At 66.4% G+C, this 25,662-nt stretch carries 23 protein-coding genes, 1 tRNA gene, 1 pseudogene and 1 riboswitch; of the genes and pseudogenes, 9 read left to right on the plus strand and 16 right to left on the minus strand.

Translation table 11 applies throughout. From position 1 onward, the window contains the following. Positions 1-10: 10 nt before the first annotated feature. Positions 11-2,212, minus strand: coding sequence for a hypothetical protein (locus tag ACFMO3_RS09375; protein WP_376790150.1), 2,202 nt, complete (start codon positions 2,210-2,212; stop codon positions 11-13). A gap of 318 nt (positions 2,213-2,530) precedes the next feature. Here ACFMO3_RS09375 and ACFMO3_RS09380 point away from each other — a divergent pair, with 318 nt between their 5' ends. Beyond that, a complete protein-coding gene (locus tag ACFMO3_RS09380; RefSeq protein WP_376790151.1) occupies positions 2,531-3,238 on the plus strand; it encodes a hypothetical protein in 708 nt (235 codons plus the stop codon). Here the strand turns inward: ACFMO3_RS09380 and ACFMO3_RS09385 are convergent. The 5 genes from ACFMO3_RS09385 to ACFMO3_RS09405 all read right to left on the minus strand — a co-directional run bounded on the left by ACFMO3_RS09385 (position 3,218) and on the right by ACFMO3_RS09405 (position 8,480). Next, on the minus strand, positions 3,218-4,015 hold the full coding sequence (locus ACFMO3_RS09385; protein ID WP_376790152.1) for a hypothetical protein: 798 nt from the start codon (positions 4,013-4,015) through the stop codon (positions 3,218-3,220). The genes ACFMO3_RS09380 and ACFMO3_RS09385 overlap by 21 nt on opposite strands. Positions 4,016-4,058: 43 nt before the next feature. Then, entirely contained in the window at positions 4,059-5,690 is a 1,632-nt protein-coding gene (locus ACFMO3_RS09390; RefSeq protein WP_376790153.1) for a M2 family metallopeptidase, read from the minus strand. 28 nt (positions 5,691-5,718) lie between these two features. Further along, a complete protein-coding gene (locus tag ACFMO3_RS09395; RefSeq protein ID WP_376790154.1) occupies positions 5,719-6,057 on the minus strand; it encodes a hypothetical protein in 339 nt (112 codons plus the stop codon). Between the two features lie 211 nt (positions 6,058-6,268). Beyond that, positions 6,269-7,318 carry a FecCD family ABC transporter permease gene (locus ACFMO3_RS09400; RefSeq protein WP_376790155.1) on the minus strand — a complete coding sequence of 350 codons (1,050 nt, stop codon included), beginning with the start codon at positions 7,316-7,318 and terminating at the stop codon, positions 6,269-6,271. Between the two features lie 124 nt (positions 7,319-7,442). Further along, positions 7,443-8,480: an ABC transporter substrate-binding protein gene (locus ACFMO3_RS09405; RefSeq protein ID WP_376790156.1), complete on the minus strand. Its 1,038-nt coding sequence runs from the start codon at positions 8,478-8,480 to the stop codon at positions 7,443-7,445. Between the two features lie 165 nt (positions 8,481-8,645). After that, positions 8,646-8,797: riboswitch (cobalamin riboswitch) on the minus strand. Positions 8,798-9,050: 253 nt separating this feature from the next. Here ACFMO3_RS09405 and ACFMO3_RS09410 point away from each other — a divergent pair. Then, positions 9,051-9,323: pseudogene (locus tag ACFMO3_RS09410) on the plus strand (hypothetical protein); the annotation flags it as partial. Positions 9,324-9,333: 10 nt separating this feature from the next. Here ACFMO3_RS09410 and ACFMO3_RS09415 read toward each other — a convergent pair. From ACFMO3_RS09415 to ACFMO3_RS09430, 4 genes are read right to left on the minus strand one after another with little or no spacing between them, the layout of a single operon-like run. After that, positions 9,334-11,007, minus strand: coding sequence for a methylmalonyl-CoA mutase (locus tag ACFMO3_RS09415; protein WP_376790157.1), 1,674 nt, complete (start codon positions 11,005-11,007; stop codon positions 9,334-9,336). A gap of 53 nt (positions 11,008-11,060) precedes the next feature. After that, on the minus strand, positions 11,061-11,558 hold the full coding sequence (locus tag ACFMO3_RS09420; RefSeq protein WP_376790158.1) for an acetyl-CoA carboxylase biotin carboxyl carrier protein subunit: 498 nt from the start codon (positions 11,556-11,558) through the stop codon (positions 11,061-11,063). A gap of 3 nt (positions 11,559-11,561) precedes the next feature. After that, entirely contained in the window at positions 11,562-13,064 is a 1,503-nt protein-coding gene (gene accC / locus ACFMO3_RS09425) for an acetyl-CoA carboxylase biotin carboxylase subunit (RefSeq protein ID WP_376790159.1), read from the minus strand. A gap of 31 nt (positions 13,065-13,095) precedes the next feature. Then, positions 13,096-14,655, minus strand: a complete 1,560-nt coding sequence (locus tag ACFMO3_RS09430) for an acyl-CoA carboxylase subunit beta (RefSeq protein WP_376790160.1) — start codon at positions 14,653-14,655, stop codon at positions 13,096-13,098. 253 nt (positions 14,656-14,908) lie between these two features. Between ACFMO3_RS09430 and ACFMO3_RS09435 the strand changes: the two genes are divergently transcribed. The 5 genes from ACFMO3_RS09435 (at position 14,909) to ACFMO3_RS09455 (ending at position 20,166) form a co-directional block, all read left to right on the plus strand. Continuing rightward, positions 14,909-17,245 (plus strand): penicillin acylase family protein, encoded by a 2,337-nt coding sequence (locus tag ACFMO3_RS09435; RefSeq protein ID WP_376790161.1) that lies wholly within the window; start codon positions 14,909-14,911, stop codon positions 17,243-17,245. Between the two features lie 215 nt (positions 17,246-17,460). Further along, positions 17,461-18,534 (plus strand): RNA 3'-terminal phosphate cyclase, encoded by a 1,074-nt coding sequence (gene rtcA, locus ACFMO3_RS09440; RefSeq protein ID WP_376790162.1) that lies wholly within the window; start codon positions 17,461-17,463, stop codon positions 18,532-18,534. Positions 18,535-18,552: 18 nt separating this feature from the next. After that, complete coding sequence (locus ACFMO3_RS09445) at positions 18,553-19,569, plus strand: MBL fold metallo-hydrolase (RefSeq protein WP_376790163.1); 1,017 nt, start codon at positions 18,553-18,555, stop codon at positions 19,567-19,569. Beyond that, complete coding sequence (locus ACFMO3_RS09450; protein ID WP_376790164.1) at positions 19,520-19,813, plus strand: hypothetical protein; 294 nt, start codon at positions 19,520-19,522, stop codon at positions 19,811-19,813. The genes ACFMO3_RS09445 and ACFMO3_RS09450 overlap by 50 nt, the downstream gene beginning before the upstream one ends. Before the next feature lie 35 nt (positions 19,814-19,848). Next, positions 19,849-20,166: an EthD family reductase gene (locus tag ACFMO3_RS09455; protein ID WP_376790165.1), complete on the plus strand. Its 318-nt coding sequence runs from the start codon at positions 19,849-19,851 to the stop codon at positions 20,164-20,166. Between the two features lie 20 nt (positions 20,167-20,186). Here ACFMO3_RS09455 and ACFMO3_RS09460 read toward each other — a convergent pair whose 3' ends face one another. The 4 genes from ACFMO3_RS09460 to ACFMO3_RS09475 all read right to left on the minus strand — a co-directional run bounded on the left by ACFMO3_RS09460 (position 20,187) and on the right by ACFMO3_RS09475 (position 23,213). Then, the gene (locus ACFMO3_RS09460) at positions 20,187-21,539 is read right to left on the minus strand and encodes a hypothetical protein (protein WP_376790166.1); all 1,353 of its coding nucleotides are present in this window, start codon (positions 21,537-21,539) and stop codon (positions 20,187-20,189) included. Positions 21,540-21,542: 3 nt separating this feature from the next. Next, entirely contained in the window at positions 21,543-22,547 is a 1,005-nt protein-coding gene (locus ACFMO3_RS09465) for a hypothetical protein (RefSeq protein WP_376790167.1), read from the minus strand. 72 nt (positions 22,548-22,619) lie between these two features. After that, the gene (locus tag ACFMO3_RS09470; protein WP_376790168.1) at positions 22,620-22,880 is read right to left on the minus strand and encodes a cyclic-di-AMP receptor; all 261 of its coding nucleotides are present in this window, start codon (positions 22,878-22,880) and stop codon (positions 22,620-22,622) included. Positions 22,881-22,892: 12 nt separating this feature from the next. Then, complete coding sequence (locus tag ACFMO3_RS09475) at positions 22,893-23,213, minus strand: cyclic-di-AMP receptor (RefSeq protein WP_376790169.1); 321 nt, start codon at positions 23,211-23,213, stop codon at positions 22,893-22,895. Positions 23,214-23,465: 252 nt separating this feature from the next. Between ACFMO3_RS09475 and ACFMO3_RS09480 the strand changes: the two genes are divergently transcribed. Beyond that, positions 23,466-24,080 carry a vancomycin high temperature exclusion protein gene (locus ACFMO3_RS09480; protein ID WP_376790170.1) on the plus strand — a complete coding sequence of 205 codons (615 nt, stop codon included), beginning with the start codon at positions 23,466-23,468 and terminating at the stop codon, positions 24,078-24,080. On the opposite strand, the gene glpX is transcribed toward ACFMO3_RS09480, so the two are convergent. Together glpX and ACFMO3_RS09490 are read right to left on the minus strand one after the other, a co-directional pair. Next, the gene (glpX, locus tag ACFMO3_RS09485) at positions 24,025-25,044 is read right to left on the minus strand and encodes a class II fructose-bisphosphatase (protein ID WP_376790171.1); all 1,020 of its coding nucleotides are present in this window, start codon (positions 25,042-25,044) and stop codon (positions 24,025-24,027) included. The two genes, ACFMO3_RS09480 and glpX, sit on opposite strands and share 56 nt — an antisense overlap. Before the next feature lie 60 nt (positions 25,045-25,104). Then, positions 25,105-25,179, minus strand: a tRNA-Arg gene (locus ACFMO3_RS09490). 250 nt (positions 25,180-25,429) lie between these two features. On the opposite strand from ACFMO3_RS09490, the gene ACFMO3_RS09495 reads away from it, so the two are divergent. Beyond that, on the plus strand, positions 25,430-25,662 hold a 233-nt coding region (locus ACFMO3_RS09495), incomplete at its 3' end, for a hypothetical protein (RefSeq protein WP_376790172.1).

Consider the following 25,662-nt stretch of genomic DNA (forward strand, 5'->3'; position numbering starts at 1 on the left):
TTTCCGGGGATCACCGAACAACCCAGATCCGGCGGAAGCCCACCGACAGAGCGCGCGTATCTCCCGTAGATGGGGGCGCCGCGTAGGCGAATCGGAACCGCACCTCGTGCACGCCCCGCCGGATCGTCTCCGCTGGGATCTCCCAGCGGATCCGTCGCTCGCCGCAATCGAGGAACAGCTCCTCCCCCAACCCTCGCCCATCGAAGAACGCTTCGATCCGCTGGACGGCTCCTGCCTGGCACAGCGGGAACGCCACCACCTCCAGCGTGGCTGGCCCTCCTCCTCGCTCCGTTAGATACAGCGCCCGCGCTTCCGTCCCCTCGGCCCAGAGCCCCCATGCCTCCGGTCCCGACCATCCGTCGAGCAACAGGAGGTTGGTGATCTCCGGCTCCCCACGATCCGGGATGCGGAAAATGCAGATCGGATAGTCCCAGGGCGATGGGACCGGCGGCGGATCGAAGCATCTGATGAGCGGGAAGGGCCAGCCCCACTTCCGCCAGTCCGGTGGAGGATGATGAACCACCAGGAAGCGGAAGCCGTGTCGGCCTAGCCAGTCCGGTCGGTGTTGGAACAGCAACCCCCGCCCCCGCTGCAGCGCTTCGATCCAGCGGGGATGGAACGGGGGAAAGCCCGACATCGTTGGACGCCGGTGATATTCTGTGGCCATAACGGCCACCCGGGAGAGATGGAGCCCCGGCGTGTAATCGGCGAAGGCGTCGATCACCGCCCCGGGCTCCGGATTCTGTCGCAGCCACTCGAAGGCGGGATGGGGCGCATAGGGCCACGGGAGGGTAGGGATCGGCCGCATCAGGGCCTCCAGGAGCCAGAGGGCCGCCAGCCCTCGCCGGAGCCCTCGGGAGGCGATCCGTGACCAGGCCTCCGCGCCGCCCGTGAACATCCCCAGGGCGGTGAGGGCGATGAACCGCCACACCGTCCCCGCGGCCTCGTAGAACGGCACCACGGCCCATAGCAGCAGCGAGGGGGTGAGGGCCTGATGGGCCCAGTCCTCGGGCAGGGCAGGCTCCCGGAAGAGCTCCGGCTTCCGGACATGGCCGATCCGCCAGATCGCCTCATAGACGCCTCGCGCCCCAGGGATCGCCGGGATCGAGAGCGGCGCGTCGGCCCGGAGGACGATCCCGGCGGCCAGCAGCGCCCCCATAGCCGCTGCCCGCAGCAGCCCATGGCTCTGCAGCCGCCGGCGGGCGAGCCGACTCCACCCCAGGCCGATCAGGCTGCTCCCCGCCGGCAGAAGGCCCAGGGTGAGGATCGGACGATCGGGCCGGGGTGAGGGTTCGGGCCCCCACAGATGATACGGGTTCCAGACCAGGATGTCCGCCCACGGATATCCGTTGCCCCGCGCGGTTTCCAGGGTCTGACCCAGCATCTGATCCTGCTGAATGGCATGGACCCAGAGGCCCAGCCATGGGCCGCCGATGATCACCGCGGTCCCGAGCCCATAAACCAGGAAGCGCTGGAGATATCCATGTCGCCATGCTTTCCAAGCGTAAATCAAGGCCAGCACCCCGCCCAGGAGCACGAGGTAAGGATTGCCGGCGATCCCCAGCCCCCAGAGGAGCCCCGCCCGCCTCAGGAGGCGAGGCTTCCATCCGCCCTCCCGGGCGCGCTCCAGGGCCCAGGCCATCAGGGCCAGGCCACCTGCCCCCCACGCGACCGGCAGGTGATCCCCGTAGATCCGCATGGCCGCGTGGCTTCCGTGGAACATGGCGTAAGCGATCCCGGCCGCCGTGGCTAGCCAGCGGTCCCGGGCGAACCGGTGGGCCAGGCGGAAAGCGCCGAGGAAGGCCAGGGAGTAGGCCAGCCATCCAAACAGGTGGACCGCGAAGGCATCCCCGCCGAGCAACGCCCAGGGGAGCATCAGGCCGATCAGGAAGGGGCCGTGGTGCAGCTTGGCCACATGCCAACCCTGCGGGGCAAAGGCCAGTGGGTGGAAGAGCGGGGACATGTGCTGCTCGAAGAGCGCTCGCCGATACCAGGCGAGGGCCCACATCACCTCCAGGGTGTCTTCTCCCGCCGGTGCGCTCCGGAAGAACCCGTGGGCGGGCCAGGCCTGGTGGAGCCACAGGAACCAGACTCCCAGCGGAATCAACCAGCCGCCGACGCGCTGGATCACGATTCGCCATCGGGGATCCATGGGAGGGCACGCTTTGCCCGTCTGGATGCCTTCATGGTAACACGCCGCGCAGCCGGCCAACGAAGATCCATCCCCCAATTAGACATTCCCACCCCATCGGATTATCATAGTTACGGCCTGGCCATAATCCCCATCCCCGGGAGAGGGATAAAAGCGAGGGGTTCATATGCCGGTTCGTCTGAAGCTGGAGGTGCAGGGGATGACCTGTGATGATGGCGCCCGGCACGGGGAGCGGGCGCCGCGATCCGTGCCGGGGGGGTGCTTTCCGCCCATGTCCCCCACGGGTCCTCCGGGGAAGCGGAAGGCTTGCGGCTGGCGGCCCGATCTTTCCCGCGGGATGTGGCCCGGCTGAGCTGCTGTGCGGGATAGGAGGATGCGATGGCCGAACCCCCCGATCCGGAGCTTCCGGCCCATCGGTTAAGGACATGTCTCAAGCCTTACAATGCGGAGGCCCCGATGGCGTATCTCACCACGGTTTCCGGACGGCTGTTGCCGGTGGACCCAACCTATGCAGCCTTGGCGGCTCGAGATCCCGCGCAGGCGGAGACCATGTGTCCGGTCTGCGGCGGGCGGTTCCCCTTCCGGATCCGGCGCTGGACCCTGGAGCGGATGATCCGGGGTTGGCACTTCGACAAGATCCGGGATGCGGGCTTTCATTTCTGTGAGACCCCCACATGCCCCATCGTTTACTTCCACAACGGGGAGGGCTTCTACTTCGCCCTGGAGGATCTCCAGGTTCCGGTGGGGATCAAGCGCCTGGAGGCTCCTATCCCCGTCTGCTATTGTAAGGGCGTGGATGAGCAGACCATCCTCTATGAGATCGTGGTCAAGCGCTGCTGCGATTCCATCAAGGACATCCAAGCTTACACGAAGGCCCGGACGGGGACGGAGTGCCATATCCGGAATCCCTCGGGGCGCTGTTGTGGGGACCATGTGCAGGCTGTCCTGCGCAAGGGGCTGGCCATGATAGTGGATCTCCCGCCGGTCCTTCGAGCGGAGGCGGAAGAGGCTGCCGCGGCGATCCCTACGGACGATTCATGCTGCGCGGTGGGATCGCAGGATCTTTCATCGCACCTCGAACGCTAAGCGGATCTGCAGGCGGTCCTCGATATAAAGACGGATCTCCCATCGCCCGGGCGGGAAGCCGGCGGGCCGGGTGTTGTAGACGTAACCGGGCTGGTTTGGATGGCCATCCCAGAGCAGCGTGCTGCTATCTTCCAGTTCCCCCTCCCGATACCATGCCACTGTCCAAGCGGCCCCTACCGGCATGTTTTCCACCCGGAACCGCCCGCAGATCCGCTCCGTTCCGGCGGGGAAGGTGGTCGGCGGCGGCGTAGGGATCTGGATCGGCCGCCCGCGCTCATCGCAGGCATCGGTGAGGGCGAGGTCGAAGAACCGGGCGCTGGGCGGCGCGGGCACCGCCTGGGGGATCGGCGTCAGAAGGGTGGGTGGATAAGGGAGCGCCGTTGGCGAGGGGGATGGCGATGGCTGGGGCGTCGGGGAAGGCGTCCAGCGCGGCATCGCAGCGGGAGTTGGCGAGATCTCGATAAGGGGAGTGGCGGTGGGGGAAGGGATCGGGGAAGGAGTGGCCGTCAGGGGAGGGGACAACCATCCGGGCGGGGGGATCTCCAATGGCAGTGGGAATCCGGTGCGGGCGAAGCTGTTCAGGATGCCGGTGCCCAGAGCCAGTCCAAGGGCGATCCAGAACCACTGACGGGCGCGGCGGATGGCGCTGCGGCGCAGGATGAGATAGGGGGCGAAGCGCGCTTCCCGCCATGCCAGGAAGGACAGGGTCAGCGCCAGAAGGACCCCTGCGATGCCGATGCCTGTGAACACCGGAAGCCATGGGATCCCGGAAGCCATTATGCTCCTCACCGGTTGTCGCTTCGAGCGCCTCCAACCATTCCTACGCCTGAAGATCCCGTGCGAACGGCTCCGGCGAGAGGGGGTATCCGGTCGCGAAGACCATGAGGGTGTTCCAGTCCACCGATCGCCCGGGTCGGAAATATCGCTGGATCAGAAACCGCCCGGTCTCTGGGGAGGCGATCCAGGCCTCATCCTCCCCAATCCGGGCCCGCAAGGTCATCAGCAGCTGGGAGGCCGCCAATTCCCCCAGCAGGTAGTTATGATAATAAACCGGTGCGACGCTGAAGTGGATCTTCGCCGCCCAATCGGGCGCATCCCGCCCCTCTGGGCGGCGGACCATCTGGAATTCCTCCACCAGATCCCACCACAAGCGGTTGAGGTCCTGGTGGGGGTTCTGATACAGGGCGCGTTCGAAGTGGGCCATCACCAGTGCCCAGCGGGTGAAGATCAGCAGCTTGGCCCGGTTGCGCCGGAGGGCCTGGGGGAGCGTCCCCTGAAGGGTTTCTTCATCGAGGTGCAGATAGTGCCGCAACCAGGCGGGGTGATGGATCAGACGCCCCATCAGCACGGCGATGGCCTCCGTAGAGAGGATATGGGCCGGCGTGCGCAGCAGGAAGGGGAGATCCCGGTCGATGTATTTATCGTAGACCGCGTGCCCGAGCTCGTGGAGCATCGTCTCCGCCCAGTAGGCGTCGGGCTGGAGGTTGGCCAGGATCCGCACGTCCCCTTTCCGGTCGATATGGACGCAGTAGGCGTGCTGCTGTTTCCCTTCCCGCTCGTAGAGATCGCTCCGGGCCAGGATATCTTCGATCTCCAGCCCAATGGCGCTGTAAAAGGCCCGGGAAAGGGCGACGGGATCGCGCCCCTCGAAGAAGCGGGCCACGCCATCGCCGACTTCTGGGGGCTCCTGGAAGAAGGGATCGCTGTAATGCCAGGGCCGCAGCTCTCGCGGATCGACTCCGAAGCGATGGGCCAGCTCTGCGTCGAGCTCGGCTTTATAGGCGGCGAACAAGGGGCGCGTGAGTTGATCCAGCTGATCGAGGAGCCGGAACAGTTCTCCCTCGTCCTGTTCCGCCAGGGTCAGGCTCATCGTGTAGAAGTTATCGAAGCCGACCTGACGGGCCCCTTCGTTGCGCAGATCGACCAGGCGGAGCAGCCGTTCGGCCACCTGGGCGCCGATCTGTTTGCTGGCTTCCCAGGCCTCCCGCCGCAACACAGGATCGGTGGAAGTCCGCAGGATCTGGCGGATCTGGTTATCGGTGACCGGCCGGCCGCGCAGGGTTGCCCGGAACGCATTGAATACACCTTCCACCGCTTTCTCGAGGTCGGTGATCGCATCGATCAGCGAAAGGTCGATCTGGAGGCCACGGAAGTCGTCATAGAGGAGGCGGGCTTGGCGGGCGAGGAGGGGGGGAACTTCCGGATTGGGGGTGAAGGCGCCATCTTTCAGGAGGCCGACGGCTTCCATCAGCTGGCGCAACCGCGCGAAAGCTTGGCGATCGGCGTAGACCTTGCGGAGGGCGGCGGTCAGCCGCGCGTATTCCTCCTCGTCCTCTTTTCGCCCTGTTGTGGTGAAGCGCCAGTAAGCCTCCGACTGGGCGATGATCAGCGGCTCCACCTGACGGGTGTGGGCCTCGATAAAGGATTCCAGGGCCTGGATCACCGGGCACATTCCCTCCGTGTGAGAATGAAGGCGTCCTTCAAGCGTTCTCCGGGTGCTCCATTGGCCGGGGACGGCGCACCCAGAGGACCAGCACATCGCCCTCCGGCCAGCGCTCCACCCGCGCGGCGATCACATCCGCCCAGTGGCGTTCTCCGGAGGGCGCGGGGAAATCGAGCTGCACCGGCCGGCCCTCCTCCCACGCGCGGCGGCAGCGCTCCAGCATCTTCTCGCCGTTGAAGGTGCGCATCTGACAGACCGCCACCGGCTGGGTGGTCGGCCCTTCATAGATCGAAAATGCCCAGATCTCCCGGGCTGGCTGAAACTGAGGGGTCGGCCCTTCCACGACGGTGATCCATTCCGGCTCTATCCAGCGCATTGCCCTGTTCCCTCCCGACCAGGAGTGTTCCTTCGGCCTCAAAGGGCCTTCCTCGCCCGTTCCGCCGTCCATCCGGCCGCATCTGAACTCAGTGGACGGCAGAGCTTCCCCCTTGCCTCATAAAAATTCTACCACCGTGTGGGCAGGTGGGGCATCACCATGCCCGCTCTGGGGGGCATAGGCTGGGTTTCTTCCTCGCGCTCCAGAGGGGTCAGAAGAAGGCGCCTCGCCGGGTATGACCCAGCAGGTAAAGAAAGAAGGGTCCCCCCAGAAAGGCGGTGAGGATCGTCAGCGGGATTTCCTGGGGGGGGAGGAGCGTGCGGGAGAGGAGATCGGATAGCGTGAGCAGGGAAGCTCCCAACAGCATCGAGGCGGGGAGCACTCGCGGGTAGCGGGGCCCCACGATCATGCGGGCCAGGTGCGGAGCGATCAGGCCGACAAATCCAATGATCCCCGTGAAGGCCACAGCGCCGGCGGTGGCGAGGGTGGCGGCCCCAATGGCCAGCCGCTTCACCCGCTCGACCGGCAGCCCGAGTTGCTGGGCCTGCTCCTCCCCAAACTGGAGAACATCCAGCGGGCGTCCCAGGAGGAGCAGGAGGCCCAGGCCGGTGACCACATAGGGGAGAGCCCCGCGGAGGGCCGGCCAGCCCCCTAGGGCGTAGCCGCCCAGCATCCAGATCCACGCCCGATGAGGGGCGACCCGGCCGACCATAAGCATCAACAGCCCCAAGCTGAGGGCGTTGAGAATGGCTCCCACGGCGACCCCGGCCAGCAGCAGCGCCGTCAGCGGCACTATCCCTCCGATCCGGGCGAGGCGGATCACCAGCCCCACGGTGAGCAGGCCTCCCAGAAAGGCGGCTACGGGAAGCGTCAGCAGCCCGAAGGCGGTGGCCGAGAGGTTCATGGCGACGGCGATCAGCGCTCCCAGGTTGGCTCCCGCCGCCACCCCGATGAGATAGGGGTCCGCTAGGGGGTTACGGAACAACCCCTGATAGGCGGCGCCGGCCCCGGCCAGCGCCGCGCCGGTCAGGGCGAGGAGCAGCACCCGGGGGAGCCGTACCTCCCATACGATGGCGGTCAAGGTTGGATCCCGGGCTTTCCCCAGCAGGATCCGACCCAGCTCCCCCAGGGGAACCGGAACGGGGCCCAGGGCCACCCCCAGGGCCAGGCTGCCGCTGAGGAGCAATCCCAAGCCGACCCACTGTCCGATCCGAACGGACCAGGAGCGCTGGGCGGCCATGGAGCGCGCGCGAAGCGACATGTTCTCCTCCACCCGGAGGGTGAGGAGGGGCTCTCTGGGGAGCGGCAAGGATAGCGGAGCGGAAGATCGGAGAATATACCCGCGCCCACGGAAGCCCCTCCCGAAGAAGGATCATGCGCCCGGATCACCGCACAAGCGTCGGGAGCCGCAGCGCGATCCGCGCTGGGCCCTCCCCGGCCGGTTGCGGGAACAGCTCGGGATGGATGATCCGCGCCAGTGCCTCCAAACCATCGACAATCCGTGGACCGGGTCGGGAGATCAGGTCCGCGTTGATGGGATAGATCCGCCCTTCCCGCACTGCCCGCAGGCGGTTCCATCCCGGGCGCTGGCGGACTTTCTCCGGCGTCTCGCCGTAATTGGCGGTGCCCAAGATGATGAGATCCGGATCCTGTCGGATCAATTCTTCCAGGCTGATCTGTCCCCACTCGCTGGAGAGGCTTGCCCCGATGTTCTGCCCGCCGGCCCGGGTGATCAATCGATCGATAAAGGAGCCGGGGCCGGCTGTCCACGGCTTGCCCGGATCGGTGGCGTCGAGCTCGTAGAAGACCTTGGGGCGGGTGCGGGCCTGGCGGATTTTTTCCTCAATGGCCGTGAGGCGGGATCGCAGGTCCGCGATGGTCTTTTCCGCCTGCTCCGTATTCCCGGTCAGTCGTCCTACCATTTGGATCTGCTGGAAAATCTCTTCGATGTCCTTGGGCGTGCGCTGGTGGAACACCACCAGCCCCAGGCGCTCCAGCGCCTTCACCTGCTCCGGGCTGATGACGCCGGGGGCCAGGATCAGATCGGGGCGCAGGGCGACGATTGCCTCCGTGTTGATCGAGGGGTAGGTGCCGCCGATGCTGGGGACGTTCTTCGCCTCCGGCGGGTAATCCGAGAGCTCGTCCCGCCCCACAAGGCGATCGCCGGCTCCCACGGCGAAGATCATCTCCGTGGCGGAAGGCGCGAGGGTGACGATCCGTTGCGGGCGGGCTGGCAGCACCACGGCCCTTCCGAAGTCATCGGTGACGCTCAGGAAAGGCGCGGGCGTGGGAGTGGCCGTGGGAAGGGCGGTGGGCGAGGGTGTCTGCGTCGGAAGCGGTGTCGCTGTGGGCGTGGGGGAAGGAGCCCCCGCGCAGCCGGCCAGGACCATCAGGATCAGGGCGAATCCTAGGATCCGTCGCATCGTCCGACCTCCAGGTTCGGGATGGGGGCCTCGTCGAAAGGGGCAGAGGCCCATCCCGGTCGGAGGCCGGAAACAGGCGGCCTCCCTGCCGGAACGGACAGGGAGGCCGCGGGAAAGCTCGAGGGGACCCGGAGACGGGTCGGCGGCGCTCCTACCCCTTCCGCGAGGCTCGGAGGAGGCCGAGGCGGGCGACCGGGCTTCCATGGTCCGCGGCTGCGGCCATGGTTACCGTTGCGGGACAGCGCCGGACTTTCACCGGACTTCGCCTTTCAGCCCTGCCATCCGGGGCGTCGGGCACCTCGGCCGTATTCAGCTGTCTAGGATCATGATACGGCCCGCTCACTTCCTGTCAAGACCGATATGGTATAGGCCGCGTGGGCGCGAAGGGTTCTGGGAACTGCCTGTGTGCGCTGTCCGATTCCAGGACGGCGAAGGCACGCACCTGGTCCACGGGCGGGAAGATGTCTGGAAGAAAACGTGTTATGATGGCCGCGTTTGCGGTGGGGGGTGGTATCGGCTTTTTACAGCCCGAAGGGTTGTGGGGAGGGACAACCGAAAGGGGGTGCTGTCATGAAGAAAAAACCGCGCCCTTCCCGGAAGGCTGTAGTGGGCGAGGCACGCGAGGTGTTCACGGAGGAGGAGCGAGCCGCCATACGGGAGCTTGCCCGGGAGCGGAAGGCCGCCGGGCGTCATGGATCCCGGGCGGATGAGGAGAGGGCGGTGCTGGAGAAGATCCAGGGGATGCCCGAACCCGACCGCGCGATGGCCATGCGGCTCCACGCCATCATCCGAGCCAGCGCGCCGGCCCTCGTGCCAAGGCTCTGGTATGGGATGCCCGCCTACGTCCTGGGCTTCACAGGACCTCCGGCGGACGGTATTCCCCCCATATTTGGCGCAGCACCCCACAGATCTCCCCCAAGGTGACGCCCGCGGCCACCGCCTCCACGAACAGTGGCATGAGGGGCTCGTTGGGCTGGCGGGCCGCCGCTTCGATGTGGCTCAGGAGGGCCGAGGCCCGCTCGGCATCCCGTCGGGCTCGCAGCTCCTGCAGCCGCGCCTTCTGGGCTTCCTCGATAGTGGGGTCCACTTTCAACCGCTCCAGATCGGCGGGCTCTTCCTCCACCTGGAAAGCGTTCACCCCGACGATGATCTGCTCGCCCGACTCGATGGCCTGCTGGGTCCGGTAGGCGGATTCGGCGATGGCCCGCTGGATATAGCCGGACTCGATGGCCCGCAGCGCTCCGCCCATGGCCTCGATGTGGTCGATTTCCTCCAGCGCGCGGCGCTCGATCTCAGTCGTCAGGTATTCGATGACGTAGCTGCCCGCCAGGGGATCGATGGTGTCGGCCACCCCGGATTCATAAGCGAGGATCTGCTGGGTGCGCAGGGCGATCCGGGCGGATTTCTCAGTGGGCAGCCAGAGGGCTTCGTCCATGGCGTTGGTGTGGAGGGACTGGCAGCCGCCCAGGATAGCGGCCAGGGCCTGAACCGTCACCCGGATGATGTTGTTCTCAGGCTGCTGGGCGGTGAGGGTGCTGCCGCCGGTCTGGACGTGAAAGCGGAGCATCATGGCCTCGGGGCGGGTGGCCCTTAGGCGATCCCGAGTCAGCCGGGCCCACAGCCGGCGGGCGGCGCGGAACTTGGCCACTTCCTCGAGGAAATGGTTGTGGGCGTTGAAAAAGAACGAAAGCTGGGGTCCGATGTCGTCGATAGAGAGGCCGGCCCGGGCGGCCGCCCGCACATATTCCAGGGCGTGGGCGAAGGTGAAGGCCACCTCCTGCACTGCGGTGGCCCCTGCCTCCCGAATGTGATAGCCGCTGATGCTGATGGGGTTCCAGTTCGGCACGTGTCGGTGGCAGAAGGCCATCACATCTACGGTGAGCCGCATGGAGGGCTCCGGCGGGAAGATATACAGGCCGCGGGCCACATATTCCTTGAGGATATCGTTCTGAACCGTCCCCCGCAGCCGTTTCCAGTCCACGCCCTGTTCCCGGGCCAGGGCGAGGACCATGGCCAGGAGGATGGCTGCGGGGGCGTTGATGGTCATCGAGAGGCTCACTCGATCCAGGGGGATGCCCTCCAGGAGGCGCTGCATATCGTCGAGGGAGCAGATGCTCACCCCGACCCGACCGACCTCCCCGTGGGCCAGCGGGTGATCGGCGTCATAGCCCAGCTGGGTGGGGAGATCAAAGGCGACGGAGAGGCCGGTCTGGCCCTGGGCCAGCAGGTAGCGATAGCGTCGGTTGGACTCCTCAGCGGTGGCATAGCCGGCGTATTGCCGCATGGTCCACAGGCGGCCCCGATACATCGTCCGATAGATCCCCCGGGTGAAGGGGAACTCCCCTGGGAACCCCAGGTCCTGCAGGTAGTCGACCTCGACATCCGCGGGGGTGTAAAGGGGCTCCAGAGGGATGCCCGAGGGGGTCTCGAAGCGGGGACGACGCTGAGGGGCCTCCCGAAGGGCCTCCTGCCATCGTTGCTGCGCTTCCCGGATCTCCCGCACTGGGATCGAGATCCCGATCGCCATCGAGGCCTCCCTTTTTTCGGATTCAAGACGGAGCGCCTGCAGCGGATGGGGCGTTAGCTCAGGATCACCAGGATCTGGTTCTGCTCCACGCTCTGGCCGGGCTTCACCCGGATGGACTTCACGGTGCCATCGCGGGGAGCCCGGATCTCGTTCTGCATTTTCATGGACTCTAGGAGGACCAGCTTCTCGCCCTTGCGGACGGGCTGGCCTTCCTGAACGGGCACGGCGACGATGAGGCCGGGCATGGGGGCCTTGACGGCGACCTCCCCAGCCGGTCCGTGGCGTTCTCCCGAAGCTTCCCGCAGCCGCCGCTCCCGCTCATCCTCCACGCGCACGGCAAAGAGGTAGCCGCGGAGGAAGACCCAGTATTCCCCTTCCCGTTCCTCCACGAGGGCCTCATAAGAGGCGTTATCCAAAAGCAGGGAGTAGACGTGCTGCTGGTCGATCAGGCGGAAATCCACGGTCCGCTCGACGCCTTCGAATAGGATCCGATTCTCGTGGTTGATTTCGATGGTGAACGTTTTATCGTTGAGGGTGGCGACGTATTTCATGGCTCATCCGCTCCTCTGAAGTTGCTCCCAGCGCCCGGCCCATTTCCATGCGTTGATCGCCCGCCCGGCCCGTCGGGCCACGTGGGCTGCCGCCTGGCCCCGGCGATGGGCGACCAGGGTGGCGATGATGGCCGCCACCTCCTCCAGCTCGGGCGGTGTCTCCTCGTCCATGGCGAAGCGCTCTTCCACGAACTTGGTGTCGAAGTGGCCGGCCAGGAAGCGGGTGCTGTTCAAGATGGCCTGGTGGAAGGGGATGACGGTCTGGATGCCGATGATGCGGAACTCCTCCAAGGCCCTTCGCATCCGGAGGATGGCCTCGCCCCGGGTTTCCCCCCAGGTGATCACCTTAGCGATGAGGGAGTCGTAATACGGGGTGATCTCGCACCCTTCGTAGACCCCGCTGTCCACCCGCACCCCGGGCCCAGTGGGCTCGGCCAGGGTGACGATGCGGCCGGTGGAGGGCATGAAGCCGTTGAAGGGGTCCTCAGCGGTGATGCGGCACTCGATGGCCCAGCCAGTCTGCTGGATGTCCTCCTGGCGGTAGCGCAGCTTCCGTCCCCGGGCGATACGGATCTGCTCCTTAACGATGTCCACGCCGGTCACCATCTCCGTCACCGGGTGCTCTACCTGGAGGCGGGTGTTCATTTCGATGAAATAGAAATTGCGATCCTTGTCCACCAAGAACTCCACCGTGCCCGCGTTCACGTAGCCGATGGCCTGGGCGATGCGCACAGCCACCTCCCCCATACGCTGGCGCATGTCCTCGTCCACGATGGGGGATGGCGATTCCTCGATGAGCTTCTGGTGGCGGCGCTGGATGGAGCACTCCCGTTCCCCCAGGTGGATGACGTTGCCGTGCTGATCGGCCAGGATCTGAATCTCCACGTGGCGGGCGCCCTCGATCAATTTCTCCAGGTAAACGTCGTCGTCCCCGAAGGCCGCCATGGCCTCGCGGCGGGCCGCCGCCAGGGCGTCCGGCATCTCCTCGAGGGAGCGAACGATCCGCATGCCCTTGCCGCCGCCGCCGGCGGAGGCCTTGATCAGAATGGGGAAGCCGATGCGCCGGGCGGCCTCCATCAGGTCTTCATCCGAGAGCCCGCCGTCCGTGCCGGGGACAATCGGGACGCCCAGGGCTTTGGCCATTTTGCGGGCGGTGGCCTTGTCGCCCATGGCCCCGATGGCCCGAGGAGGCGGGCCGATAAAGACGATGCCGGCTTCCTCGCAGGCTTCGGCGAAATCCGGCCGTTCCGCCAGGAACCCGTAGCCTGGATGGATGGCGTCGGCGCCTGCCCGGCGGGCGACGTCGATGAGCTTGTCGATGCGTAGGTAGCTTTCGCGGGCCGGGGCCGGCCCGATGCAGTAGGCTTCATCGGCATACCGCACGTGCAGGGCGTTCCGGTCCACTTCGGAGAACACGGCCACGGTGCGGATGCCCAGCTCGCGACAGGCCCGGATAATCCGCACGGCGATCTCGCCCCGGTTAGCGATCAGGACTTTGCGGAACATGGTCGGACTCCTGATGGGGAGCGCTGGAGGATCACAGCGGGATGTTCCCGTGCTTCTTGGGCGGGTTTTGGTCCCGCTTGTTCTGGAGCATCTCCAGGGCGTTGATCAGGCGGGGGCGGGTCTCCTTCGGCTCGATGACGTCGTCCACGAAGCCATAGGAGGCGGCCACATAGGGGTTGGCGAAGCGGGCCCGATATTCCGCCACCAGCTCCGCCCGCCGGGCCTCGGGGTCTGCGGCCTCGGCGATCTCCCGCCGAAAGATAATGTTGACCGCGCCCTCTGGCCCCATCACCGCCAGCTCCGCCGTGGGCCAGGCCAGCACCAGGTCTGCCCGCAGATGCCGGGAGTTCATCACGCAGTAGGCGCCGCCGTAAGCCTTGCGGATGATCACCGTGATCTTGGGGACGGTGGCCTCGGCGTAGGCGTAAAGGAGTTTGGCCCCGGCTTTGATGATGCCGCCGTGCTCTTGGGCGACCCCCGGCATGAAGCCGGGAACATCCTCGAAGGTGATGATCGGGATGTTGAAGGCGTCACAGAAGCGAACGAAGCGGGCCGCCTTCTCGCTGGCCTTGATGTCCAACACGCCTGCCAGCACGGCCGGCTGGTTGGCGACGATCCCCACGCTGTGCCCGCCCAGCCGAGCGAAGCCGATGACGATGTTGGGAGCATAATCCGGTTGGACCTCGAAGAGCTCTCCGTTGTCCACGATCAGGCGGATCACTTCCTTAACGTCGTAGGGTCGGGTGGGATCCTCGGGGATGAGGGTGTTGAGGCGCTCCTCGGTGCGCAGCGGATCGTCGCCGTTGGGTACATAGGGAGGATCCTCCATGTTGTTCGAGGGGAGATACGAAAGGAGCTTGCGGATCATATAAAAGAGGTCGGCCTCGGTGTCGGCGGCGAAGTGGGCTACGCCGCTGATGGTCGTATGGACGTCCGCTCCGCCCAGCTGCTCGAAGGTGACTTCCTCGTGGGTGACGGCCTTCACGACATCAGGGCCTGTGATGAACATATAGCTGGTCCCGCGGACCATAAAAATGAAATCCGTGAGGGCAGGGGAATAGACGGCCCCCCCGGCGCACGGCCCCAGGATGGCGCTGATCTGCGGCACCACGCCGGAGAGCATGACGTTGCGCAGGAAGATGTCGGCGTAGCCCCCGAGGGAGAGGACCCCCTCCTGGATCCGGGCGCCGCCGGAGTCGTTGAGGCCGATGAGGGGTGCTCCGTTCTTCATCGCCATGTCCATGATCTTCACGATCTTCCGGGCATGGCCCTCCCCGAGGCTCCCTCCCAGGACCGTGAAGTCCTGGGCGTAGACGTAAACCAGGCGCCCGTCGATGGTGCCCCATCCGGTCACCACCCCATCCCCCAGGTAGCGGCGCTCCGCCAGCCCGAAGTCGGTGACCCGGGTGGTGACGAAAGGATCCACCTCGCGGAAGGATCCCTTGTCCAGCAGAAGCTCCAGGCGCTCACGGGCCGTGAGCTTGCCTTTGGCGTGCTGCTGAGCGATCCGCTCTGGCCCCCCGCCCAGCTGGGCCTCCGCCCGCAAACGCCGTAACTGCTCCAGCCGGTCTTCCAGAATCTCGATTCGCATAAGTCCGCTCCGGGTATGGAATAAGGGCCATCCAACGAATAAGGACGTGTTTTTCATTATAACTTAAGGATCCGGGAACCTGGAAAGATGGGGATCGAGGGTTGGACGAGGCATGGATCCGAAAAGCGCTTCCGATGTCTGCCTCGTCTGGATCCACGGCGGCGTTTGCAGCAGGGTGGGGATGCCTCAATAATCTAAAGAAAATCGCTGGGGGATAGGTGGAATCCTCTCTTCTCGCCGGCAGGAGGCCGCGATGGCTCGTTCCCGGCTTTTCCGTCTGGAAGGGCTTCAGGCTCCGGTGGAGATCCGGTTCGATGAGTGGGGGATCCCCCACATCGAGGCGCGCACGCTGGCCGATCTCTTCTTCGCGCAGGGCTTCGCCCACGGGCGCGATCGAGGGTGGCAGATGCGGTTCAATCGCCTGGTCGCCCTGGGCCGCCTGAGCGAGGTCTTCGGCCCCATGGGGCTGGAGATGGACCGCTTCGCCCGGGGGATCGGATGGGTGGAACACGCGCGGGCTGGCTTGCAGCGGCTCCCCGAGGATCAGCGAAGACTCCTCGCGGCCTATGCAGCGGGGGTTACGGCGGCCTTCCGCTGTGGCCCCGCTGGGCCGGAGGATCGGCTGGTTCCCCTCCCCAATTTCCCATGGGCCCCGGAGCACAGCGCGGCCTGGGGGCTGGTGATCGCTTGGTCCCTCTCTTGGAACTGGGATAGTGAACTGTGCCGGGTGGCCATGGCCCGGGCCCTGGGGGAGCGGGCGGCGGACCTGGAGCCGGAAGCTCTCTTTGGCGAGACCGCCCTCTTCTCCGAGACCATGGGCATCGAGCCCCTGGCGGAACGGCTGCTCGAGATCTATGCGGCCCTGGCCCGCTGGCTCGGGCCCCGCGAGGGGATCGGCAGCAACAACTGGGTGGTCGCGGGATCCCGAACGGCCACCGGGTTTCCGATCCTTGCCAACGACCCCCATCTTCCCCTTTCCCTTCCCAGCATCTGGTATGAGCAGCATCTCGTCTGCGAGCCGGAAGGGTTCGCGGTCGCTGGGGTGACGGCACCCGGCCTGCCCGGGGTGGTGCTGGGGCACAACGAGGCCATAGCGTGGGGAGCGACCGCCGTCATCGCTGACACCCAGGACTGGTTCATCGAGCGCTTCGATCCGGAGGATCCGCTGCGCTACGAGACGCCGGACGGATGGGCCCGGGCGGAGGTCCGGGAGATCGAAATCCGGGTCCGGGGGAAGCGCACGCCGGAGCGGTTCTGTCTGCGGGTCACCCGTCACGGCCCGGTGCTGACCGATGGGCTCCCCGAATATGAGCCGGAAGGGATCCCCTGGCCCCGGATCGGCCTGGCCCTGGCCTGGGCTGGAGCGCCGGCGGAGACATGGCTGGAAGCCATCCTCCGGCTGAACCGGGCGCATCACTGGGAATCCTTCCGGGAAGCGCTGCGATACTGGCCGGGTCCCGTGCTCAATTTCGTCTACGCTGATCAGGAGGGTCACATTGGCTATCAGATGGCCGGCCGGATCCCCATCCGGCGCCGCGGCCACGGTCTGGTTCCTGTTCCGGGCTGGAGCGGGGAATACGACTGGATCGGGGAGATCCCCTTTGAGGCGCTGCCTTCGGTTTTCGATCCGCCGGAGGGGATACTGGTGACCGCTAACCATCGCATCGTCGGATCCCGCTATCCGTATTTCATCAGCGCGGAGTGGATGCCCGATCATCGGGCGCGGCGGATCCGCGAGCGGCTGGAATCCACGCCCCGCCTGACCGCGGCCGATTGTCTGACCATCCAGGCGGATGTGGTTTCGCTGGCCGCCCGAGAGTGGAAGCTATGGCTGGCGCAGGTGGAACCGGCCGATGAGGAGGAAGCTTGGCTGCTGGCGCAGGTCAAGGCATGGGACGGGCGGATGGATCCGGAGGGGATCGCGCCGACGATCGTGGCCGCGGTGGAGTGGATGTTGTTGAGACATCTCCTAAAACCCTGGCTGGGGTCGACGTGGCGCCGGTATCTGGGGGAACCGCTCAACACCTTTCTGCCGGGCCACTCCTTCTATCGCACCGCTCCTCACGCGTTGCGGGCGATCCTTCGGCGTGGGGATCCCTTCTGGTTGGGGGAGCGCCCGGCCGTGGCCTGGGTAGCAGAGGCTTTCCGGGAAGCGGTTCGATGGTTGCGGCGGCGTCTGGGGAAGAACCCCGCTCGATGGACTTGGGGGCGAGTCCATCGGGTGACCCTTTCGCACGTGCTGGGCCATGCTCCGGTGCTGGCGCCGTTCTTCAATCGAGGGCCCTTCCCGCTGGGAGGCGATGGCGACACGCCGCTGCAGGCGGGCTTTCAGGGGAACCAGTTGGGCGGGCGGTTGGGAGCACTCCCCTCATGGCGGTTCGTGGCGGATCTCCATGATTGGGATCGCTGCCTGGCCGTGCTCCCGGGGGGTCAGGGTGGCTCTCCTGCTTCCCCTCATTATTTCGATCAGTTCGCTTTATGGTATGAGGGGCGGGCACGGCCGATGTTCTGGCGCCGGGAGGCTGTCCGCGCCCACACCCGCCGGATGTGGCGGATGGAGCCGCCAGGATCGGAAAGGATCCGCGAATGAGGTCTGTCGATGGTTCAACAGGCGCTTCTGAAATCCGAAGCCGCCCAATGGTATACTCTATGGGGTGATAGGAGCCTCCGTGTAGCCCTTCCAGTGGATGGCTGGCCTCCGGATCCCTGGAGCCGGAGGGGATCTGCCTGGGCGGAATCGTATCCTGCCTGGGTGGAATCCAGATGGGCGGGATGTCTGCATTCCGTGGGAGGTCGTCGGCAGCGTTGTCGATGGTGGCGCTCGACGGAAGCTATGGAGAGGGCGGCGGGCAAATCCTGCGTTCGGCCCTGGCCCTCTCCGTCCTCACCGGGCGGCCGGTGCGGGTGGAGAACATCCGGGCTCGCCGTCCGAACCCGGGCCTGCAGGCGCAACATCTCAGCGCGGTGAAGGCGGCTGCCATGCTCTGCCGCGCCCAGGTTCAGGGGGCCGCCCTGGGCTCGACAACGCTCACCTTTGTTCCCCAGTCCCCGCCTTCCCCGGGCACCTACACCGTGGATGTGGGGGCGGCTCGGGCGGGGGGTAGCGCCGGCTCCGTGACGTTGATCCTGCAGGCCATCCTCCTGCCCCTGGCTTACGCGCCGGGGACCTCTCGGGTGACGCTGCGGGGCGGCACGCATGTGCCTTGGAGCCCGCCGTTCCACTATGTGCGAGATGTGTGGCTGCCGTGCCTGAGCCGGATGGGGCTCCATGCCGAAGTCCATCTGGAGCGTTGGGGCTGGTATCCCGTGGGCGGTGGCGAGATTCAGCTCGATGTCCACGGCCCGCTGGAGGGAGAGGGGTTATATCGCCTGAAACCGATCGTCCTCGATCAGCGGGGGCCGCTTCGTCGATTGTGGGGATGGGCGGCGGTCTCCCATCTGCCGCTGGAGATCGCCAAACGGATGGCGGGACGGGCGAACCGGCTGTTACGGGAGGCCGGCCTTCCGGATGAAGTGGAGGCGATTCAGGTGGAGAGCCCGGGGCCGGGGTCGGGGATCTTTCTGATCGCGGAATATGCTCACATCCGGGCAGGCGCTTCCGCCTATGGCAAGAAGGGAGTGCCAGCGGAGAAAGTAGCGGAAGAGGCCGTGGCGGAGCTGCTGGCCTTCCACCGCTCGAACGCCGCGGTGGACCCCCACCTGGCCGATCAGCTGATCCTCCCGATGGCGCTCTCGCCAGGCGTCTCCCGCTTCACCACATCCCGCATCACCAGCCACCTGCTCACCAGCGTCTGGGTCGCCTGCCATTTCGTAGGGGACCGGTTTGAGGTGCTTGGGGAAGAGGGTGGGCCGGGCGAAGTGCGCGTTCATCCTCTGTAGCGCTCAGGGAAGCCATCCATGATCGAGATCGTCTTCCTGGGAACTTCCGCCTCCGCACCATCCATCCGCCGTGGGCTGCCGGCCCATGTGGTGATGTTCGAGGACCGGCGGTTCCTGGTGGATTGTGGGGAGGGCACCCAGCGGCAATTGTTGAAGAGCGGCCTGGGCTTCCGCCGCCTGGAGACTATCCTGCTGACCCATGCCCATCTGGATCACATCCTGGGGCTGGCGGGGTTCCTCTCCACGGTGATGCGCTGGGAGATCCTCCCACGGGTAGCCATATATGGCCGCCGCGGCGCCATCGAGCGGGTGAAGGATCTAATCCACCGGGTGGTCCTTCGCGGGGTGCGGCCGTCCATTGAGATCTCCTTCCACGTCATTGAACCCGGCCTGCTGTTCGATGATGAGAAGTTCAGCGTTTACGCCTTCCCGGTGAGCCACCGGGGAGGAGATAGCCTGGGGTATCTTTTCCGGGAGAAGCCGCGGCGCCCCTTCCTGGTGGAAAAGGCGGAAGCCCTGGGGATCCCACCGGGCCCGGAGCGGCGCCGCCTGGTACAGGGATATCCGGTCACCCTGCCGGACGGGCGGGTGGTGACGCCGGAGGAGGTGCTGGGGCCGCCGGTGGAGGGCGCCTCGCTGGCCCTGGTGGGCGATGCCGGACGGGTGGATGACCTGGTGGAAGCGGTGCACGGAGTGGGGGTTCTCGTCATTGAGGCCACGTATCTGGAGCCGGATCGGGAGCTGGCCCGTCGCCATGATCACATCACGGCGGCGGAGGCGGGATGGCTGGCCCGGGCCGCTCAGGTGGGGCACCTGATCCTGACCCATCTCTCCCGGCGGTATCGGGAGCGGGAGATCCGACAGGAGGCGATGGCCTTTTTCCCCCATGTTTGGGTGGCCCGGGATTTCGATCGCTATCGCGTGATGAAGGGTGGCCATCTGGAGGTGGAGCGGGCGGAGGCTCATGAAATCGAGGAGGAGCGGGATGTCCTTGCGGAAAGCGAGCGTGCTGGAGCTGGCCACTGCGGCCTATGAGCTGGAGGCCCGAGTCTTGCGCGGCCTCCTCCATCGGGATGCCGAGGGTCGCTGGTGGGTGGGTGAGACGCCTGTCGAGGGGTGGCTGGCTGCCTGGGAAGGACATGAGGTCGTTCTCATCCTAGCCTCTCTTTCAGAAGAAACTCCCCTTTCCCCCCATGTCTGCCGCACCTGCGGCCGGGAATACGTGGGCTGGGATTGCCCCCATTGTCGGGAGGTCCGCCGTCGCTTGCGGGGGCGATAATTTCATAGTCCTCATGAAGTCCTGGGAGCCCAGGAATGGTGAAGGTCATCACGCTGTATCGCACCCCCGCGGATGTCGAGGCCTTCGAGCGGTGGTTGGTGCAGCATCTGGCCCGCATCGAGCGGATCCCGTATCTTCGCCGGCTGGAGGTTTCCCGGATCTGGGGCACGCCCATCGGCGTTTCCCCGTTCCATCTGATGGTGGAGATGTATTTCGATGATCGGGCGGTCATGGAAGCCGCATTGCGTTCGCCGGAGGCCGTGGAAGCCTCCGCGGACCTGTCGCGCTTTATGGCCGGACAGGTGCTGGTGATGTTCGCGGATGTGTTTGAGGAGGAGCGATTGAGGAAATGAAGAAGGGCCGGTGACAGAGCTCATGAATCGGTGGAGACCCCTTCCGGGGTCTTTCCCTCTTCAGGGTTTTGAGAAGAGACGGGTGAAGGCGCTGCAAGTCCCACCGCTTTCTTGCGACGTCGCTGCCACTGCTTCCATCCCCATCGGATCCCCGCGGCCGGGCCCCCCATCGCGAGGAATCCCCAGAGGCTGAGGACCATTCCTCCCACTCCCTCAGCGGTGAGTTGGCCCGGATCGGCGGGCGATCCCCAGCCCGGAACCCCGACCACGCCGAGGTTCGGAACGCCCATAAACGTTTCGCGCCCCACTTCATTCCATCCCACCCCGGCCCGGCCATCGGCCAGCACCCCCACTGCCAGCAACCCCAGGATCCCCGCCGCCCCGTAAAGCAGGGCCAGGCTCTGGGGGGTTATGCCCCACCGGCGAAGACCATAGACCAGCGGGGGCGTCCCCAGGCCGATCAGAAGGCCCCATCCCCCGGCCAGCCACGGGCCGGTGAAGGGGGCCGCGCTGATCCCTGCGATCCACCCCACGGTCATGGCCCGCAGGATCATCAGGGTGTCCATTTCGCGGGCGACCAGGCCGGTGTAGAGCCCGGCCCCCAGGGCCGCCCCCACAACCCCCAGCCATCCGTTTCGAGCCAGGAGCACGGGATCCAGGGCCGGTCGGGCGGCCGCGAGGGGATCCGTGGTGAGCCAGAAGAGCCATCCGATCCCAAAGAGCAAGCTCCCCCACGCTCCCAGGAGGGGAAGATGCACTGGCGGGAAGACTCGCTCCGGGCTGGGCTGTCGTGGGGACCATGGGAGCAGGAGCCCGAGGAGCGCCCCTCCGGAAAGGGCGAGCACAACCCCCGCCCCGGCGGGGTCCACGACCCCGTGGCCAAGGTTCAGGGTGAGGCCCAGGCGGCTCAGCCACCCGTTCCCCCAAACCCAGTGCATCCCCACAGGCAGGACGAATCCCCCGAACCCGATGCTGACCAGGGCGACGGCGAAGGGAGACCACCCTTCCAGCCCGAAGCCCAGAAGGATCGCGCCGGTCAGTACGGCGGGGGCGTAATGGAGCCACAGGGCGGCGATGGCCGGCGATTGCTCCACCGCGTGGAAGAAAAATCCGCTTAATCCGATCACACTCCAGAGCGGCTGGGGATCCGCCCCCAGGGTGTACACCCGCTGTAAGGCCTGGAACTCCGGCCGCTCCACCCACAATCCGATGCCCCCGAAGGCCCACGCGAAGCCGGTCATTCCCCACATGGTCAGCGCCACCACCCCGGCCGCCAGCCCCCGGGCGAGGGCCCGGCGAGCTTCCTCCTCGGACATCCCGGCCCACAGCACAGCCATCAGCCCGATCGGCCACAGCCAGCTCAGTCCTTCCATCCCTCATTCCTCCACCACCGCCTCGACGCGCAGCGCCTGAAGCACGCGCTCTATCGGGTGGATCAATGTTGTGGTCTCCGATCCGGCGAAGAGCAGGCCGACCAGGCGACCATTCAGGTCCAGGATCGCCGAGCCGGAGTCCCCCGGTGCGCTCATGGCCCCAGCCATGACCTGTCCCTGGAATGTTGCCACCCGCCCATCGTAATCCACGTTCGCCGTGACATCCACCTGGATGATCCGCCCGCGGGTATACTGGGTGGTCCGCCCGAATTTCTGGACTTCCATCCCCAGCGTGGGGGTTGCCACTCCCTTGGGGATGCCGATCTGCAGAATGGCGGGGGTGATATCGCTCAGGTGGAGCGGGCGGGCGATAGCGGCGTCGACCTCATTGGGCGCCGTCCGCCTTCGAACCGCCTGGAGGCGGTGGGAGGAGCCGAGGAGGCGCAGCAGCTCGTTCAACCAGCGCGTGAAGAGCTCCGCCCATGGGCAGGTGGCCGGCTCATCGCTGAAGTGGATCGGGATGAATTCCACCAGCTCAGCGATCTCATCGGCCACCGTTCCGCCATCCACCGGGCCGGGCTGCCGGATTCGATCCCCCGGACGGCCGCGATTGATCGCCGCCAGGACGTGGTTGTTGCTCAGGATGAAGAGCTCGTTCCCCCGGCGCACCACGCAGCCGAACGTCCCCGCGGTGACCAGCGGGTGTCCAATGGAAACGCCGGGGGGAGCGGGGCGGTAACGGCGGGTGGGATCCTGGAAGGCCCGGAATCGTCCGGTCTCGATCACATCGGTGGGAAACCCATCCAGGGCAGGGGGGATCCGATCCGAGGGAGCCAGCTGAGCGGCGGGAAGCTTCCGCTCCACCGAGACCACCACGCTGAGGATATCCAGCGTCTGACCCCCCTTCACTTTATAGCCGATCCCCACTCCGACCACGTGGCGGCGGGTTAACAGGCGGGGCAGATGAGCGGCCTTCACCTGAGCCAGCGGCTGCCATTCGGGTAGCATCCGGTTTCCTCCGGGAGAAGGTGATCGAGGTGATCCCCGAATCCTCCGAGCGCTTCGAGAAAGCCTGCCGCATTAAAAGCGCTCGAAGCGGGACACGTTCAGCACAATCGCAATCCCTCCGGGATCCCCTCGGATCTGCTGCCGGGCTTCCCGCAGGAGGCGAAGGGCGGTTTCCACCTGTTCCTCCTCCGCGCCGATGAGGAGCGTGGCGCTCCCGCGGCGCATGAAGCCGCCCGTGGAGGCCAGACGGGTTACCCGATAACCCTGGGCCACCAGCTGGTCGGAAGCCAGCGTGGCCGCTTTCTCCGGCAACACGGCGAGGATCAGCTTCATGCCCCCGGCCTCTTAAAGGGTTTCGAAGCGCTCGACGTCCAGGACGAAGATCGTGGCCCCGCCGACTTCCACTTCGATCATATGGGCCTGCAGGAGCCCGGTGGCCTCCACGGCTACCGGCAGATAACTGGTTCGGGTCCGGCAACAGCGCCGTAGGATCTCGATCACCCCCGGGACTTGAGGATCCTCCACGCCGATCAGCAGGGTGGTGTTGCCCTGGCGCAGGAATCCACCGGTGGAGGCGATCCGGGTCACCCGATAGCCGTGATCTACGAGCACCTGGATCGTTGTCGGGGCATCTTCGTCCTGGATGATGGCCAGGATTAATTTCATCGGGCCCGCTCCGGATTGAGCTGAGGCATTTTACGCCCATTGTAACATAACCGGGCCTTCCCAGGACTGCCAGCCGGCAGTTAGGTCGTTTCGAGGCGTTGCGGGATCCCGCTCTGGGTTTCTACGGGAGGGATTCCGCTCTTGGAGAGGTGGAGAGAACGGGATCGAGATCTCGGCCTTCTCAATCCGGGGAGCGAGTATACTCTTGATCGGGCGATCTTCCTCATGAGTCCAGCGAACAGGACGCTGCGTATGCGCTGGGGGCATCTAGGCCTTCTCGTGGCGCTTGGGGTGGCGACGCCGGTGCTGGCCCGCCTCTATTTATGGCTTCGGGGCGCGCCGCGGATTTACGAACGGCCGGAGGAAGTCCCGGCGCAGCCGGTGGCCCTGATCCTGGGCGCCGGGCTCCGAGCCGATGGATCTCCCACCGCGGTGCTGGCCGATCGGGTCCGGGCGGGTGCCGAGCTGTATCGTCTGGGGAAGGTGAGGGCGCTGCTGCTGAGCGGCGATGGTCGATCTTCCCCCTTCCATAATGAACCGGAGGCGATGCGGCGTCTGGCTCTGCGCCTCGGGGTCCCGGAAGAGGCCCTCCGGGTGGACCTGGAGGGCACGCGGACATTGGCATCGTGCCGGCGGGCGCGGGAGGTCTTTGGCTTCACCCGCGCCGTGGTGGTCACCCAGCGCTTCCATCTGGATCGGGCGCTGTGGCTGTGCGATGCCGCCGGCATCGAGGCCGTGGGGCTTGTGGCCGATCGCTCCCCGTATGGGCCGCGCCGGCTCTGGTGGACGGTGCGGGAGATCCCGGCTTCCCTTAGCGCGCTGGTGGAGGGGCTGCTCCTGCGCCTTGGTCGTAAGGATAGCCGCTGATCCGCATCAGCTTGTCCCACCGGTGATCGGCCTCCACGAACCGGATGGTCCCGGAGCGGGAGCGCATGACCACAGAGTGGGTGCGGGCACCGTTCCCGGTGTAGCGCACGCCCCGCAGGATCTCCCCATCGGTGATGCCGGTCGCGGCGAAGAAAATGTTATCCCCTCGGACCAGATCGTCGGCGGTGAGGATGCGCTGGAGGTCGTAGCCCATCTCCGCTGCGAAGCGGCGCTCCTCCTCGTTCCGGGGCCACAGCCGGGCGTGGATTTCCCCGCCCAGGCACTTCAGGGCGGCGGCGGTGATCACCGCCTCCGGCGATCCACCGATCCCCACCAGGACATCGATCCCGGAGTCGGGGAAGGCGGTCATGAGGGCAGCGGAGACATCGCCGTCGGTGATGAGCTTGATGCGGGCGCCGGCCGCCCGGACCTCGCGGATCAGGTCCGCGTGGCGGTCGCGCTCGAGGATCACGACTGTGAGATCATCCACATGCTTCCCTTTCGCCCACGCGATCCGCCGCAGGTTCTCAGGGATCGGCGCGTCCAGATCGATGACCTCGCGGGCTTCCGGGCCCACGGCCAGTTTGTTCATGTAGACGATCCGTCCTGGGCTGAACATGGTGCCCCGCTCGGAGAGGGCCACCACCGCGATCGCCCCCGGGCGGCCTAGGGCAAGCAGGCGGGTGCCATCGATGGGATCGACCGCCACGTCCACCTGGGGTGGGCGACCGTTCCCGATGCGCTCGCCGTTGTAGAGCATGGGGGCCTCGTCTTTCTCCCCCTCGCCGATCACCACGACGCCATCCATATCGATAGAGCGGAGCATCAGCCGCATGGCCTCCACGGCCGCTCGATCCGCCGCGTTTCGATCCCCTCGGCCCATCCAGCGGCCCGCGGCCAAGGCCGCTGCTTCGGTCACCCGGACCAGCTCCAGGGCCAGGTTGCGATCCGGTTCCTGGGGCATCCGCTGCCTCCTTTAGAAAAAAGCGGGGCGATCCATCCCCTGATGGACCGCCCCGATGCAAGCCCCCAGCGGGACTCGAACCCGCGACCTTTGGCTCCGGAGGCCAACGCTCTATCCAGCCTGAGCTATGGGGGCCTGTCCTTCACTTAAAATTTAGCGCGATCCGGCACATCTGTCAATGGAAGCCGTCCTGTGGCTCCGGCCGGAGAGAGGGCCTCCCCCTCTGGCTGTTGGGAAGGAGCGCCATCCGGACCGGTTTCGGAGGATTGCGACCATAGGGGCGCGGCACCTCGGGCCGCTATTGGGAGGTTGACCTCCGGTCAGGGGAGCCGTTGTGGGCGCTGCTGGCTTTGAAGGAGGTGTGGCGGATGCCGGGAGAGCCTTGGTGGCCCTGCGGGAGGCGACGGAGCGGGGCTTCCGGCGGGCGGCCCGGCTGATTCTGGCTTTTCATCGCGCTCAGCAGCGGCAGGCGCGGGAGGTGGAGCGTCGCCAGGAGGATCACCGTCGGGATCTGGGGGAGCTCCTGTCGATGCGCCTGGAGGCCCTCTACCACGAGAATCCTGGTCTCTTTCGCCCCCCGCTGCGGTGCGCCAGCTGGAGATCCTGGAGGAGGCGGAG

It is taken from the genome of Thermoflexus sp., from assembly GCF_042408815.1.
Taxonomy (GTDB): domain Bacteria; phylum Chloroflexota; class Anaerolineae; order Thermoflexales; family Thermoflexaceae; genus Thermoflexus.